Annotated in this window: 17 protein-coding genes; 9 read left to right on the forward strand and 8 right to left on the reverse strand. The window is 55.7% G+C overall.

The features are described from left to right. Positions 1–69 precede the first annotated feature (69 nt). Positions 70–936: a LysR family transcriptional regulator gene (locus tag AC2T6E_RS16040; RefSeq protein ID WP_042718446.1), complete on the reverse strand. Its 867-nt coding sequence runs from the start codon at positions 934–936 to the stop codon at positions 70–72. Between the two features lie 101 nt (positions 937–1,037). On the opposite strand from AC2T6E_RS16040, the gene AC2T6E_RS16045 reads away from it, so the two are divergent. Both AC2T6E_RS16045 and AC2T6E_RS16050 read left to right on the forward strand, forming a co-directional pair. Next, positions 1,038–1,499 carry a multidrug/biocide efflux PACE transporter gene (locus AC2T6E_RS16045; protein WP_042718447.1) on the forward strand — a complete coding sequence of 154 codons (462 nt, stop codon included), beginning with the start codon at positions 1,038–1,040 and terminating at the stop codon, positions 1,497–1,499. Between the two features lie 119 nt (positions 1,500–1,618). Next, positions 1,619–2,848 carry an amino acid permease gene (locus tag AC2T6E_RS16050; protein ID WP_010435209.1) on the forward strand — a complete coding sequence of 410 codons (1,230 nt, stop codon included), beginning with the start codon at positions 1,619–1,621 and terminating at the stop codon, positions 2,846–2,848. A 35-nt stretch (positions 2,849–2,883) separates the two neighbouring features. On the opposite strand, the gene AC2T6E_RS16055 is transcribed toward AC2T6E_RS16050, so the two are convergent. The 6 genes from AC2T6E_RS16055 to AC2T6E_RS16080 all read right to left on the reverse strand — a co-directional run bounded on the left by AC2T6E_RS16055 (position 2,884) and on the right by AC2T6E_RS16080 (position 6,753). Further along, the gene (locus AC2T6E_RS16055) at positions 2,884–3,156 is read right to left on the reverse strand and encodes a GNAT family N-acetyltransferase (protein WP_010435212.1); all 273 of its coding nucleotides are present in this window, start codon (positions 3,154–3,156) and stop codon (positions 2,884–2,886) included. 10 nt (positions 3,157–3,166) lie between these two features. Then, a complete protein-coding gene (gene yjdI / locus AC2T6E_RS16060) occupies positions 3,167–3,397 on the reverse strand; it encodes a 4Fe-4S mono-cluster protein YjdI (RefSeq protein ID WP_010435213.1) in 231 nt (76 codons plus the stop codon). Between the two features lie 62 nt (positions 3,398–3,459). After that, positions 3,460–4,128, reverse strand: coding sequence for a methionine ABC transporter permease (locus AC2T6E_RS16065; RefSeq protein WP_089600363.1), 669 nt, complete (start codon positions 4,126–4,128; stop codon positions 3,460–3,462). Further along, positions 4,116–4,904, reverse strand: coding sequence for a methionine ABC transporter ATP-binding protein (locus AC2T6E_RS16070; protein WP_120158710.1), 789 nt, complete (start codon positions 4,902–4,904; stop codon positions 4,116–4,118). Before AC2T6E_RS16070 ends, AC2T6E_RS16065 begins: the two co-directional genes overlap by 13 nt. Beyond that, complete coding sequence (locus tag AC2T6E_RS16075) at positions 4,897–5,700, reverse strand: MetQ/NlpA family ABC transporter substrate-binding protein (RefSeq protein WP_407718927.1); 804 nt, start codon at positions 5,698–5,700, stop codon at positions 4,897–4,899. The genes AC2T6E_RS16070 and AC2T6E_RS16075 overlap by 8 nt, the downstream gene beginning before the upstream one ends. 24 nt (positions 5,701–5,724) lie before the next feature. Further along, a complete protein-coding gene (locus AC2T6E_RS16080; protein ID WP_486692470.1) occupies positions 5,725–6,753 on the reverse strand; it encodes an isopenicillin N synthase family dioxygenase in 1,029 nt (342 codons plus the stop codon). Positions 6,754–7,312: 559 nt separating this feature from the next. On the opposite strand from AC2T6E_RS16080, the gene AC2T6E_RS16085 reads away from it, so the two are divergent. The 7 genes from AC2T6E_RS16085 to AC2T6E_RS16115 all read left to right on the forward strand — a co-directional run bounded on the left by AC2T6E_RS16085 (position 7,313) and on the right by AC2T6E_RS16115 (position 13,658). Then, positions 7,313–7,498 (forward strand): con-10 family general stress protein, encoded by a 186-nt coding sequence (locus AC2T6E_RS16085; protein ID WP_004136767.1) that lies wholly within the window; start codon positions 7,313–7,315, stop codon positions 7,496–7,498. Positions 7,499–7,587: 89 nt separating this feature from the next. Then, complete coding sequence (locus AC2T6E_RS16090) at positions 7,588–8,085, forward strand: YciE/YciF ferroxidase family protein (RefSeq protein ID WP_108416327.1); 498 nt, start codon at positions 7,588–7,590, stop codon at positions 8,083–8,085. Between the two features lie 59 nt (positions 8,086–8,144). Next, entirely contained in the window at positions 8,145–8,651 is a 507-nt protein-coding gene (locus AC2T6E_RS16095) for a ferritin-like domain-containing protein (RefSeq protein WP_214605867.1), read from the forward strand. A gap of 17 nt (positions 8,652–8,668) precedes the next feature. Next, a complete protein-coding gene (locus tag AC2T6E_RS16100) occupies positions 8,669–9,541 on the forward strand; it encodes a manganese catalase family protein (RefSeq protein ID WP_010435239.1) in 873 nt (290 codons plus the stop codon). A gap of 69 nt (positions 9,542–9,610) precedes the next feature. Next, positions 9,611–11,014: a cytochrome ubiquinol oxidase subunit I gene (locus AC2T6E_RS16105; RefSeq protein ID WP_010435240.1), complete on the forward strand. Its 1,404-nt coding sequence runs from the start codon at positions 9,611–9,613 to the stop codon at positions 11,012–11,014. Further along, positions 11,014–12,024: a cytochrome d ubiquinol oxidase subunit II gene (cydB, locus tag AC2T6E_RS16110; protein WP_108416326.1), complete on the forward strand. Its 1,011-nt coding sequence runs from the start codon at positions 11,014–11,016 to the stop codon at positions 12,022–12,024. Before AC2T6E_RS16105 ends, cydB begins: the two co-directional genes overlap by 1 nt. Before the next feature lie 8 nt (positions 12,025–12,032). Continuing rightward, a complete protein-coding gene (locus AC2T6E_RS16115) occupies positions 12,033–13,658 on the forward strand; it encodes an alpha-amylase family protein (protein WP_486692477.1) in 1,626 nt (541 codons plus the stop codon). Here the strand turns inward: AC2T6E_RS16115 and AC2T6E_RS16120 are convergent, their stop codons facing one another. Further along, on the reverse strand, positions 13,659–14,645 hold the full coding sequence (locus AC2T6E_RS16120; protein WP_486692479.1) for an SDR family oxidoreductase: 987 nt from the start codon (positions 14,643–14,645) through the stop codon (positions 13,659–13,661). Positions 14,646–14,647 lie beyond the last annotated feature (2 nt).

Raw genomic sequence — 14,647 nt, forward strand, 5'->3', positions numbered from 1 at the left:
GACGATAGTAGAGTATTGTTATCAACAATTATCGCGATTGTTTAAAATTAGTGAGTTAAATCACAAGGATCAGCGCGCGTCCTGCAAATACTGTCGCAGCCAGCTTCCGGCGACGCCAGGGGGAGATCGTTTGTTCCAGAGCAGATCGACACCAATCGCGCGTGGCCAGCCGGGGACATTGAGTTGCACCAGCGATTTCGCCGCCGCAAATTCATCGACCAGCGCACAGGGCAGTACACACCAGCCAAATCCCTGAACCGCCATACTCAAGAGTAACAGGTAATTCGGTGCTGACCAGACCGGTCCCCGGGCAAGGGTGGCTTCGCGTTCGAGATAGGTGCTCAGGCGCAGCTCGCGCCAACCCTGTAGCTCATCAGCCCTGGTTTCGTGTTGCCCGGCAAGCGGGTGTTCCGCGCTGACGTAAATCGCCATCCGGGTCTGCAGGGGAAGCCGGGTCACGCCGATATCGGTAGGATAACTGCCGCGCGCTTCCGTCAGGCCAATTTGCGCCCTCTCCTTCTGCAGCAGATCGATGACATCCTCTTCTTCGCCAATCAGACATTCGAATTCCGTATGTGGAAAACGCTGGTCGAACTGTTTCATCAGGTTTTCAAGCACGTCCGGGTTGAGCGTATCGGAGAGCACAAACGTCAGCCGCGCCTCGGTCTGCGCGGTTAACGACACCGCCAGTTCGTCCAGCCGCGCGCTGGCGGCCAGGATCGACTGCACATAGCCCAGCACCTGCTCGCCCTGGACGGTTAACACCGGCTGACGCGCCGAGCGGTCAAACAGATCAAACCCGAGATCGGCTTCCAGGTTGGCAATGGACGTGCTGATCGTGGACTGGCTTTTACGCAGGCGGCGGGCGGCGGCGGAAAAGGAACCTGCGGCAACGGTCTCGACAAACGCGGTGAGGGCTTCAGGGGAATAGCGCATGAACTATCTACTTTATCGATGGATACTATCTTTAATATATCAGCTTTAGCGATAAAAATAGGCCACATCGACGCCCATCCTGGCGAATGAATGAGGTCACTATGCAACATCAAGATGCACTCCACCGTAAACTGCCGGAGCGGATCTTCCATGCCGTCTGCTTTGAAGGGATTGCCACGGCGATCCTCGCCCCAACTGCAGCCTGGCTTATGCAGCGCTCCGTGGTGGAAATGGGGGGGTTAACCATTATCCTGGCGACCACGGCGATGCTGTGGAACATTATCTATAACTTTGGCTTTGACCGTTTCTGGCCCGTTCAGCGGGTCAAACGCACGGCAAAAGTGCGCGCCCTGCACGCCCTGGGCTTCGAATGCGGGTTTATTGTGATTGGCGTGTCGATTGTCGCCGCCGTTCTCGGCGTGACGTTGCTTCAGGCATTCACGCTGGAAATAGGTTTCTTCCTGTTCTTCCTGCCGTACACCATGTTCTATAACTGGGCGTACGATACCCTGCGCGAAAAATTCCTTAAGCGTCGCCAGCAACGACGCGCCCTGGCTGGTTAAACGCCCTCTGGCCGGACGCCCGTTCCGGCCAAACTCCTTCGAAGCAACTGCGCCCTCCACGCATAATTATGGTAAATTGCACGCCATTCTGATGGTTTGATAGTTGAAACGTTGCTCTAATGTCGAAAATTTGGTCAAAAGATGAGACTCTCTGGAGTTTCGCTCTCTATGGCACGGCCGTGGGCGCAGGAACGCTGTTCTTGCCCATTCAGCTGGGCTCCGCAGGCGCCATTGTCCTGTTTATTACCGCCCTCGTGGCCTACCCATTAACCTACTGGCCGCACAGAGCGCTGGCGCAGTTTATTCTGTCATCGAAGACAAAAGGTAATGAGGGGATCACCGGTGCCGTTTCCCACTACTACGGCAGAAAGATTGGGAATCTGATCACCACGCTCTATTTCATCGCCTTTTTTGTGGTGGTGCAGATTTATGCCGTGGCTATCACCAACTCGTTAACCGAGCAGCTGGCAAAACAGATGACCGTGGATACCGCCGTTCGCGTGCTGGTCAGTTTTGGCGTGGTGCTGGTACTGAATCTGATCTTCCTGATGGGACGGCACATCACCATCAAAGTGATGGGATTCCTTGTGTTCCCGCTGATTGCCTATTTTCTGTTTGTCTCGCTGTACCTGACGGGAAGCTGGCAGCCCTCGCTGCTCACCAGCCAGATGGCGTTCGATCGGCATACGTTGCATCAGGTGTGGATCTCGATCCCGGTGATGGTTTTCGCCTTTAGCCATACCCCGATTATCTCGACGTTCGCGGTTGATCGTCGTGAGAAGTTCGGTGATGAGGCCATGGGTAAATGCAAGAAAATCATGAAGGTAGCGTATCTGATTATCTGCCTGAGCGTGCTGTTCTTCGTGTTTAGCTGCCTGCTCTCTATCCCGCCGTCGTACATTGTGTCGGCGAAAGAGCAAGGAGTCACGATCCTGTCAGCACTGTCGATGATGCCCTCTTCACCTGCATGGTTGGGCATTTCCGGGATTATTGTGGCCATTATCGCGATGTCGAAATCGTTCCTCGGCACCTATTTCGGGGTGATTGAAGGGGCGACGGAGATTGTCAAATCGTCGCTGAATCAGGTGGGGGTTAAAAAGAGCCGCGCCTTTAACCGCGCGATTTCAATTCTTGGCGTGTCATTGATCACCTTCGCGGTCTGCTGCATCAATCCGAACGCCATTTCGATGATTTATGCCATTAGCGGCCCGCTTATCGCGATGATCCTGTTTATTATGCCGACGCTGTCGACGTACCTGATCCCGTCGTTGAAGCAGTATCGTTCCATCGGCAACCTGCTGACGCTAATCGTCGGCGTGCTGTGCGTGTCGGTGATGTTTGTAGGATAAGCCCGCGGTGCCCGGCGCAATGCCGGGCACCTCTCTCACGCCCGAATATCGTCATATTCCCGCGTATTATCAAATTCATGTTTGGCAAACGGGCACAGCGGGATAATTTTACGGTTTTCACCGCGCATCTTCTCCACCACTTTCGCCACCAGCTGCTTACCCACGCCCTGCCCTTTCAGGCTCTCGTCCACGTCGGTATGTTCAATAATGCTGAGGTGTTCACCGGTCGGAACAAAGACAATCTCCGCCACCTGGTTCCCGTCTGCATCATTCACATAAAATTTGTTATGGCCTTCCAGAATATCCATGGTTCCTCGCTTATTTTTGGCGATACTTCAGCGCGCCGCTCGGGCAGGTATCAATCACGCGTATGACGGTCTCAACATCGACTTCATCCGGTACGATCCACGGTTTACGTTTCAGGTTGAACAGCTTCGCGCTGCCGCGTACGCAGTTTCCTGAATGTTTGCAGATCCCGGTATTGAAGTAGACGTCGATCTTCTCACCGGTGTAGGCCCGGTATCCCGCTTCCAGTAGCTCTTTATCCACGACATAGCCTCTGTTGTTATTATGTTGGTGAATGGGTTATAGCACAGGAAAGCGGGAGGCGGTTAGCGTCGGTAAGCGAGCGATCGTACCAGTCTGTCGCCGAGTTTCTGGATAGTCTGCACCAGCAGCAGTAATACGATGACCGTGCCGGCAATCAGGGTGTTATCGAAGCGTTGATAGCCATAGCGAATGGCCAGGTCTCCCAACCCGCCGCCGCCGACGACGCCCGCCATGGCGGAAAAGCCGATCAACATCACAATGGTCAGCGTAATTCCCGCCACCAGCGCGGGCAGCGCTTCGGGCAAGAGCACCCGGCTAACAATATGCCAGTGGCTGCCCCCCATCGACTCCACCGCCTCAATGCGCCCCCTATCCACCTCATCCAGCGCGCTTTCAACAATGCGTGCGAAAAAGGGAAAGGCACCAAGCGTAATGGGTACCACGGCGGCGGTGCTGCCAAGCGTGGTGCCGACAATCCACCGGGTGACCGGAATAAGGGCAATGAGCAAAATAACAAAGGGCAAGGCTCGACCAATATTCACGAGGCTATTGAGCACGACAGCCACCGCCCGGTTGGGTAACACACCGTCTTTACGCGTGATAAACAGCAGCACGCCAACGGGTAATCCAATGGCTACCGTAAAGAGCGTCGCCAGCGCCACCATGTAGAGGGTTTCCAGGGTGGCGTTAATCATTAAGTCCTGAAAGCGATCCCAGTTCACGCTACGCATCTCGCCCCCGTCTCTGACGCATATTTTGCCAGGAAAGCACGATCGGTTTCGCCATCCTGCAGCAGCATTTGACGCAGCCGCCCTTCCCGACGCGACATAATTTGCGAAAGCGACCCGCTCTCAATGAGCGCCCCCTGCTCCAGCAGGGCCGCTGCATGGCAGATCTGCTTCACGACCGTCATTTCGTGGGTGATTAGCACAATGGTGATATTGAGCTGCTGTTGAATATCAGCCAGCAGATCGAGAATAGCGCGAGTCGTTTCCGGGTCGAGCGCGCTGGTCGCTTCATCGCACAGCAGGTAGCGAGGCTGTACCGCCAGCGCACGGGCAATGCCCACCCGCTGCTTCTGACCACCTGAGAGCTGCGAGGGCCACGCGTGACCAAAATTTCCCAGCCCCACCAGTTCGAGCAGGGCGGCAACCCGCTGCTGACGCAACGGGCGCGGGACACCGGCAATCTCCAGCGGCAGATCGATATTGTCGTTGACGGTACGCGAGTGCAGCAGATTGAAGTGCTGGAAGATCATGCCCATCTGCTGACGCTGCTGGCGAAGCTGCGCCACGCCCAGCGTGGCGATATCCTGGCCATCGATGAGTACGCGACCCGACGTCGGCTGTTCAAGGCGATTCAGACAGCGCAGCAGGGTGCTTTTTCCCGCCCCGCTGCGCCCGAGAATGCCAAAGATCGTTCCTTCTTCTATCGACAGCGAAATGTCCGTCAAGGCCGGCGCGGTTGCGCCGGGATACTGTTTACTGATGTGCTCGAGTTTAATCATGCTGTGGCGCCGTAATGGGGATCACCGAGCCGTTGTATTTCTCGCGGATAAAGGCTGCCACCTTCGGGGAGGTTAAGTCTTTCGCGAGTTCGGCAATACGCGGGTCCTTCAGCAATTCAGGCGTGGTGACCAGCAGGTTGGCATAAGGATTGTTGCTGGCGGATTCCAGCCCTAAAGCGTCTTTCGCCGGAACCAGCCCCGCCTCAAGGGCATAGTTGCCGTTGATCACCGCAGCGTCCACATCGTCTAACGCACGCGGGATTTGCGGCGATTCAATCTCCACTATCTTGATTTTCTTCGGGTTGTCGCTGATGTCAGCAGGCGTCACCAGCGTAGAGGCCGCGTCGCCGCTGGCCTTCAGTTTCAGCACGCCTTTGCTCTGCAACAGCCACAATGAACGGCTGAGGTTAGTGGCGTTATTCGGCACGGCAATGCTTGCCCCTTCCGGTAATTCATCCAGTGATTTCACCTTACGGGAATAGATACCCAGGGGTTCAATATGAACTTCAGCAGCCACGCTGAAGGTTTTTCCCAGCGCCTTCTCCTGATCTTTCAGGTACGGCAGATGCTGGAAATAGTTGGCATCCACCTCTCCGGAAGCCAGTAACTCATTTGGGTTTATCCCGCCGCTGCTCATCTCGATAATTTTCAGATCGAGTTTAGGATCGATTTTTTTCACATACTCCAGGATTTCCGCATGGGGAATAGGATCGGCGGCGATACGTAACGGTGCGGCGTGCAGCGTTTGTGAAACCAGTAAAGCGAGCCCAGCCAGCGTAAAGAATGCAGATTTCATCATCGTCTTATCTCTTATTGTTTATTAAAACTGTGGTTCGCTGTTGAGGTGATCCGCGTAAAAACGGTTTGCCACATCAGGATGTGAACGCAGTCGGCCTTTCAAATAATTCCAGCCCACTTCGCGTAACAGGGGGTTAAGCGGATCGCTGGTGGGTCCGTGTGCCAACCGCGCGAGGGAGTCGGGCAGTTGAAAGACCGGCACGACCGCATTCAGCTGTGCGCCGAGGAAGAAAGCGTATGACAGGCGCTCCCGGCCAGCCTGCGGGGAGACGACGCGGTGTACGGTAGCGCGCAGATAGCCATTGGTTGCCAGTTCGAGCAGTTCGCCGATATTAACCACGAATGCGCCAGGCAGCGGCACCGCGTCCACCCATTCATTCGGCGAGACCTCAACCTGCAAACCGCCCTGCTCGTCCTGCAATAACAACGTCAGGAAACCCGAATCTTTATGCGCGCCAACGCCCTGGCGGGATTCATTTTCACTGCGCCCCGGATAGCGGATCAGCTTGATGTGCTCGTTGGGATAGTCGCCGTAAAGGTCATCGAAGGCGTTTCTCGGCAGGGACAGCGCTTCGGCAAAAGCCCGCAGAAGTTCAAGCGCCACGTCGGTCATTTTCTGCTGCCAGAGGGTGATCACATCACGCATTTCCGGCAGCGCTTCGGGCCACTGATTGGGTCCCTGCATGCGTTGCCATACCGGGCCAGTGCTGCTTTCGATGGCAGAGCGTTCAGCGCCAATATCAAATTGCTCGCGGTAGTCCGGCTGGCTGCGGGTAATTTCCGATCCCGCGCGGTTATAGCCGCGAAAATGCGGTGAATTGGCCATCCTGACCTTCAGCTTCTCCTGCTCCGGGAGGGCAAAAAATTCACGCGAGACGCGCTGTACGTCGTCCAACAACGCCTGAGAAATACCGTGCCCGGTAAGATAAAAAAAACCCACCTCGCGGGCTGCTTTCCCCAGGTCTTCAAGAAAGGCTTTACGCTGTTGAGGATCGCCCTGCAACCGGGAGAGTTCAATAACAGGTAAGGAGAGTTTATGCGCTGTGCTCATCGTTTTTTTCCAGCTTATGACAATGCGCTCACCTTGCCATTTCGCCACATAGTGCACTACGAAGTTTTCTGTCTATCGATATCAAAAAGCCAGCAATGGGCTTGCAAGAATAAGGGTTAAATTTTATTTCACTGGTTCTTTCATCAATGACCAATTTTATTTATAAATAACGCACGCACCTACCCCCAAATTATTACCTCCATATATTTATCACCTTGAGACTATTCTCATTGCGCACGTTGCCGTTTCATTCTCTTTCACGCAATTTGTAAACTCATGTAATTCATTTCCGCGGCGGATTTACGGTAAAAAAACCTGCACCTTGCGGCAGGCACCGAAGAATCGAACCTGTAAGCAACAGATATCGTAACCATTTATAGGCACAGACCTGTAAAATAACGAAGCGGTATATTTCTCAGCGGCAACCACCTCGTCCCCAAATAAAGCAAAACTGTAATTTGACTCTTCCAGCATAACGACTAATGTTAATTGCTGAACGACAAATGATACGAATTAAAAATCGTATCTCCTGACATAAACGCAACAAGAGGGTTGATATATGGCAGAACATCGTGGTGGTTCCGGTAATTTCGCTGAAGACCGTGATAAAGCATCAGAAGCTGGACGTAAAGGCGGCCAGCACAGCGGTGGTAATTTCAAAAACGATCCGCAACGCGCGTCTGAAGCAGGTAAGAAAGGGGGACAGAACAGTCACGGCGGAGGCCGTAAATCTGATAATTCCTGATCTTATTTAAGTCTCTTATAAATAACCGAGAGCATGCTGCGGGTCTGGTGGCTCGCAGTACCCTTTACTTATTTAACGGGAACATAAATATGAACATGAAAAGTATCGAAGACGTCTTTATTCACCTCCTGTCGGATACCTACAGCGCTGAGAAGCAGCTGACTCGTGCGCTAAGCAAACTTTCCCGCGCAGCATCAAGCGAACAGCTCAGCGCCGCATTTACGGCACACCTTGAAGAGACGCAGGGACAAATTGAGCGTATAGACCAAATTATTGAGCAGGAATCCGGCATTAAATTAAAGCGCATGAAATGCGTGGCAATGGAAGGCCTGATTGAAGAAGCAAACGAAGTCATTGAGAGCACAGAGAAAAATGAAGTGCGCGATGCGGCATTAATCGCTGCTGCGCAAAAAGTCGAGCATTATGAAATAGCGAGCTACGGTACCCTGGCGACATTAGCAGAACAGCTTGGCTATAAAAAAGCCGTTAAACTTCTCGCCGAAACACTGGAAGAAGAGAAAGAAACCGATCTTAAATTAACCGATCTGGCCGTTGGTAATATTAATCAAAAAGCCCAAAAAGGTTAACCCCGGGAATAAATGAGCATCAGCATTTAATTAAATCAAATAACTCACAGGAGTTTATTATGAATCATGTAGAACACTACCATGATTGGCTGCGCGATGCCCATGCAATGGAAAAGCAAGCCGAATCGATGCTGGAATCCATGGCCAGCCGTATTGAAAACTATCCCGATTTACGCGCTCGTATCGAACAACATAGTAATGAGACAAAACGCCAAATCACATTGCTGGAAGAAATTCTCGATCGCAATGATATTTCACGTTCGGTTTTAAAAGATTCAATGAGCAAAATGGCGGCCCTGGGGCAGTCCATTGGCGGCATGTTCCCCTCCGATGAGATCGTAAAAGGCTCAATCAGCGGCTACGTTTTCGAGCAGTTTGAAATTGCCTGTTATACCTCCCTGCTGGCAGCCGCCAAAAAAGCGGGTGATACCGCCTCGATACCCGCCATTGAGACCATCCTGGCGGAAGAGCGCGAAATGGCCGACTGGCTGATTCGCCATATTCCGCAAACGACGGAACAGTTCCTGCTGCGCTCGGACGCGGACGGCGTTGAAGCGAAAAAATAACTGGAGAGGGAGAGTCTATGTTCCGACACGTAAAACAGCTGCAGTATACGGTTCGCGTGGCCGAACCCAATCCGGGCCTGGCCAATCTGTTACTGGAACAGTTTGGCGGGCCGCAGGGCGAACTTGCCGCCGCCTGTCGCTACTTCACTCAGGGACTGAGCGATGACGATCCTGGCCGCAAAGATATGCTGATGGATATCGCGACCGAGGAGCTGAGCCACCTCGAAATTATCGGCACCCTGGTCGGTATGCTTAACAAAGGGGCCAAAGGCGAGCTGGCGGAAGGTGTTGAAAGTGAAGCGGAACTGTATCGGTCAATGACCGAAAACGGCAACGACAGCCACATCACGTCGCTGCTATACGGCGGGGGTACGCCGCTGACCAACTCGGCGGGCGTGCCGTGGACTGCAGCCTACATTGACACCATCGGCGAACCCACCGCCGACCTGCGTTCAAACGTGGCGGCGGAAGCCAGAGCCAAGATCATTTATGAACGGCTGATCAACGTGACGGACGATCCGGGGGTTAAGGATGCGCTGGCGTTTCTGATGACGCGTGAGGCGGCGCACCAGCTCTCCTTTGAAAAGGCGCTGCAGTCCATCCGCAATAATTTTCCGCCCGGAAAATTGCCGCCAATCGAGGAGTACACCAACAAGTACTACAATATGTCTGAAGGTGGAGAAGTTCGCGGAAGCTGGAACAGCGATAAGCATTTCGACTACGTGGAATCTCCCCAGCCAGCGGTTGATGGAGGAGACGGCAGTGCAAGCGTAACGCTAACGACCGAGCAGGCCACGCTGGTCAAAGCTATGTCTGCACGCACGAAGTCCGATCCAAACGCCGATCCGCTAACCGGCGCCGAGCTTGGCGCAGGGAAGAAAAAACCGTAATCGGTTTTGCCAGGTAGCCTGAGGCTGCCTGGCAATTCTCGTTAGCCCTCCGTTACAGAGGTACGGCCCATGTTCGAACTCGATGCGTTTCATCTGGCCAGAATACAATTCGCCTTTACCGTCTCGTTTCACATCCTTTTTCCCGCCATCACCATCGGGCTTGCCAGCTATCTGGTGGTGCTCGAAGGCATGTGGCTGCGCACCAAAAACGACGTCTGGCGTTCGCTGTACCATTTCTGGCTAAAGATTTTTGCCGTCAACTTTGGCATGGGCGTGGTGTCCGGTCTGGTGATGGCTTACCAGTTCGGTACTAACTGGAGCGGCTTTTCCCAGTTTGCAGGCAGTATCACCGGCCCGCTACTCACCTATGAGGTGCTCACCGCCTTCTTCCTCGAAGCCGGTTTTTTGGGCGTGATGCTGTTCGGCTGGAACAAGGTCGGCCCTGGCCTGCACTTCTTCGCGACCTGCATGGTGGCGCTGGGGACGTTAATGTCCACCTTCTGGATCCTCGCCTCCAACAGCTGGATGCACACCCCGCAGGGCTTCAGTATTCAGAACGGCCAGGTGATCCCCGAGGACTGGCTGGCCATTATCTTTAACCCCTCCTTCCCGTATCGGCTGATCCACATGTCCATCGCCGCCTTCCTGAGCAGCGCGCTGTTTGTGGGCGCGTCGGGCGCGTGGCACCTGCTGCGCGGCAACGACACGCCCGCCGTGCGCAAAATGTTCTCAATGGCGATGTGGATGGCGCTGCTGGTCGCCCCCATCCAGGCGGTGGTCGGCGATATGCACGGCCTGAACACGCTGGAGCACCAGCCCGCCAAGATTGCGGCCATCGAAGGGCACTGGGAGAACCCGCCGGGCGAAGCGACGCCGCTGCTGCTGTTTGGCGTGCCTGATATGGACGAGGAGCGTACCAAATACGGGCTGGAGATCCCCGCGCTCGGCAGCCTGATCCTGACCCACAGCCTGGATAAACAGGTTCCCGCCCTGAAGGACTTCCCGAAAGAAGATCGTCCGAACTCCCTGATTGTCTTCTGGTCGTTCCGCGTCATGGTCGGGATGGGGCTGCTGATGATTGCGCTCGGCGCGCTCAGCGTCTGGCTGCGCTACCGGCACCGGCTATACCACTCGCGTCCGTTTCACTGGTTTGCCCTCTGCATGGGGCCCGCCGGGCTGCTCGCACTGCTGGCCGGCTGGGTGACCACCGAAGTGGGCCGCCAGCCGTGGGTAGTCTACGGCTACCTGCGCACCATCGACGCGGTATCGCTGCACAGCACGCTGCAGATGAGCATCAGCCTGCTGGCCTTTATCGTGGTCTACTGTTCGGTATTTGGCGTGGGCTATGTCTATCTCGTTCGGCTAATTAAGAAAGGGCCGCAGCCTGTTGGCACGCTAACCTCTAACACCTCGGGCACCCCTGCCCGTCCGCTGTCTGCCGCTGAATCTGTTCCTGAAGAGGAGAGAAGCTGATGGGCGTTGATATCTCGGTTATCTGGTTTGCAATCATCGTCTTCGCCACGCTGATGTACATCATCATGGACGGCTTCGATCTCGGAATTGGGATGCTCTTCACCTTTGTGGGTGATGCCAAAGAGCGCGACGTGATGGTAAACAGCGTGGCCCCGGTCTGGGACGGAAATGAAACCTGGCTGGTGCTGGGCGGTGCGGGGCTGTTTGGTGCGTTTCCCCTGGCCTATGCGGTGATCATTGATGCGCTGACCATTCCGCTTACCGCCATGCTGATTGGCCTGATCTTTCGCGGCGTGGCGTTCGAATTTCGCTTCAAGGCGACGCCGTCGCACCGCAAATTCTGGGACTACTCCTTTGCGGGCGGATCCTTGCTCGCCACGTTCAGTCAGGGGATCGTCGTCGGGGCGATGATCAACGGCTTCGAGGTGGAAGGACGACGCTTTGTCGGCTCATCGCTGGACTGGCTGACGCCGTTCAACCTGTTCTGCGGGCTGGGGCTGATCGTCGCTTATACCCTGCTGGCGACGACCTGGCTCATCATGAAAAGCGAGGGCGCGCTGCAAACCCGCATGCGCGAGTTGACCCGCCACGTGCTGCTGGCGCTGATGGTGGTTATCGCGGTGGTCAGCATCTGGACGCCCCTTGGCTGGCAGTACGTGGCCGACCGCTGGTTCACCCTGCCGAATTTCTTCTGGTTCCTGCCGGTCCCCCTTCTGGTGGCGGTGTTTAGCCTGCTGATCTGGCGGCTAACCCGTAATCCAGGCAGCCATGCCCGCCCGTTCCTGCTGACGCTCGGGTTGATCTTTCTCGGCTTTAGCGGGCTGGGCATCAGCCTGTGGCCGCACATTATTCCGCCGCGTATTACCCTGTGGGAGGCCGCCGCGCCGCCTGCCAGCCAGCTGTTTATGCTGGTCGGGACGCTGCTGATTATTCCGGTGATTCTGGTGTACACCGCCTGGAGCTACTACGTCTTCCGGGGCAAAGTGTCTGATACGGAAGGCTATCACTGAGGGACGCTATGGCTGGCTGGCATACACGAGCGATTATCTACCAGATTGATACCGCCCTGTTTTACGATCTAAACGGCGATGGCTGCGGGGACATCGCCGGAATTGGGGCCAAGCTGCGCTACATCCGCCGGATGGGGGCAACGGTTATCTGGATCACCCCGTTTTATCTGACGCCGTTTCTGGATGAAGGCTACGACGTAAGCGACCACCTGCAGGTCGACCCACGCTTTGGAAAACTGAAGGATATCATCGCCTTTATTGAGCAGGCCCGCGAGCTGGGCATGCAGGTGATTATCGAGCTGCTGATCCAGCACACCTCGGACGCGCATCCCTGGTTTCAACAGGCGCGCCGCAACCCGCAGTCCCCCTTTCGCGATTATTACCTGTGGTCCGATAACGACGATGACGACACGCCGCCCATGTTTCCCGGCGTGGAGAAAAGCATCTGGTCATGGGACGAGGAAGCCGGACAATACTACCGGCATATGTTCTATCGCCATGAGCCGGATCTGAATCTGGCCTCGCCTGCCGTACTCAAAGAGATCGACAACATCATCCTCTTCTGGCTCAAGCTCGGCGTGTCGGGCTTTCGCCTGGATGCGGCGTCTCATCTGACAAAACAGGCCGGGCGTGGGGATGAGAAAAAGGGGCTGTGGATCCTCGAACATATGCGTCAACTGATTGAGCAACACAACCCGGAGGCGATCCTGCTCGGGGAAGTGGACGTCGAGGTCGAGGAATATAAAGACTACTTTGGTGATAACGATCGCCTGAATCTGGTGCTGAACTTCTGGCTCAACAAGTATTTTTACGTCAGCCTGGCCGAGAAAAGCGCCCGCCCGCTGCGCAAGGCGGTGAAGAAAATGATCGTGCCGCCGGATTCCTGCTGTTTCGCCAACTGGCTGCGCAATCATGACGAGCTGGATCTGGAGGGGATCGGCAAAAAAGAGAAGCAGACCGTTCTTAATACCTTTGCCCCGGATGACGACATGAACGTGTACCAGCGCGGCATTCGCCGCCGCCTGGCGCCGATGCTGAATGGCGATCAAAAACGGCTGGCGTTCTGTCATGCAGTGCTGTTCTCTCTGCCGGGCGTACCGGTGATGCGCTACGGGGATGAAATCGGCATGGGTGACGATCTGGCGCTGGAAGAACGTTACGCCGTCCGCACCCCCATGCAGTGGGCGGGCTCGCAGGGCGGCGGTTTTTCGGATGCCGACCCCGACACCTTTATCGCCCCTGTCATCGGTCGCGGTCCTTTCCGCTATCAAAAAATCAACGTGGCGGATTCCCTTCTGCACCGCAACTCGCTTCTGCATCGCATCATTGATATTGCCAATACGCGTTCAGAGTTCCCGGAAATAGGCATGGCACCGTTTCGACTCATCAACATCGACAACGATGCAGTCCTGGGGCTCTATTATGAAACCGACGAGCGCAGCATTCTGACCTTCGTGAACTTCAGCGACAAGGCGGTTCAGCTCACCGCGAAAGGGATCCGCCACGCCACCTGGACCGCCTGTCTGGCAGACAAACGGTACGAGGATGCGCTACTGCCCGGTAAAACGGTGGAGCTCAATATCGGCGGATACGGCTACCGCTGGTTCTGGACCAACCGCACCGCGCTGCGCTGACTATTTTTTCCGGGTCGACAGCAGGCGAGCCACGACCAGCCCCGCGACCGCGAGCGAACCGAGCAACACTTTCCCCGGCATGCCGGAGGAGACGGTCGTGGCACGATCCTTCGCTTCGGCAGAAAAGCGTCCATGGATTTTGTGCAGATCGTTGACCGGTTGATCCAGATAGTCCCGGCGGTCTTCGGCGTTCAGCTTATCGGTCATCTGCCCTTCCCACGCCTTTTTTACCATCAGCCTGTCAAGAAAACCGGGGAAGAGAAACTGCCCGACAATCGACTGAATGGTACTGCTGCCCACCCAGAGTTCACGCACCGGTTTCTGCGCGACCTTAAAAATGGCGCTGGCCGCCACGTCGGGCTGGAAGACGGGCGGAACGGGGCGCATCGCCCAGGCAAATTTGTTTCTCGCCCAGTCAAACTGCGGCGTATTGAGACCCGGCATCTGCACCATTGAAAGCTGAACCCGGCTATTTTCGTGTATCAGTTCGGTTCGCACCGCGTCGGTAAACCCGCGGATCGCCGCTTTTGCGCCGCAGTAGGCAGACTGCAGTGGGATGGATCGATAGGCCAGCGCGGAGCCAACCTGAACGATCGTCCCGCGATCGCGGGGCACCATCAGCTCCAGCGCGGCGCGGGTGCCGTTCACGTAGCCCAGATAGGTGACCTCCGTAACGCGGCGAAATTCATCGGGCGTCATCGTGCGAAACGGTGCCAGCACGGCCCCCATCGCGTTATTAACCCACACATCGATTGCACCCAGGCGGTACTCAATCTCGTTGGCGGCATCGACGACGGCCTGGCTGTCCGCCACGTCGGCCTGCACGGCGTACGCATTGACGCCAAAACGGCGTAGCTCCTCTTGCGTGGAGTGCAGGCTCTCTTCCTCGCGGGCAATAATTCCCACATCGTAGCCCGCTTTCGCAAAGTGCAGCGCCGTCGCTTTCCCCACGCCCGCCGTCCCGCCGGTAATGACAATTACAGCCATAC

It is taken from the genome of Enterobacter sp. B79-1 (genome assembly GCF_057444735.1).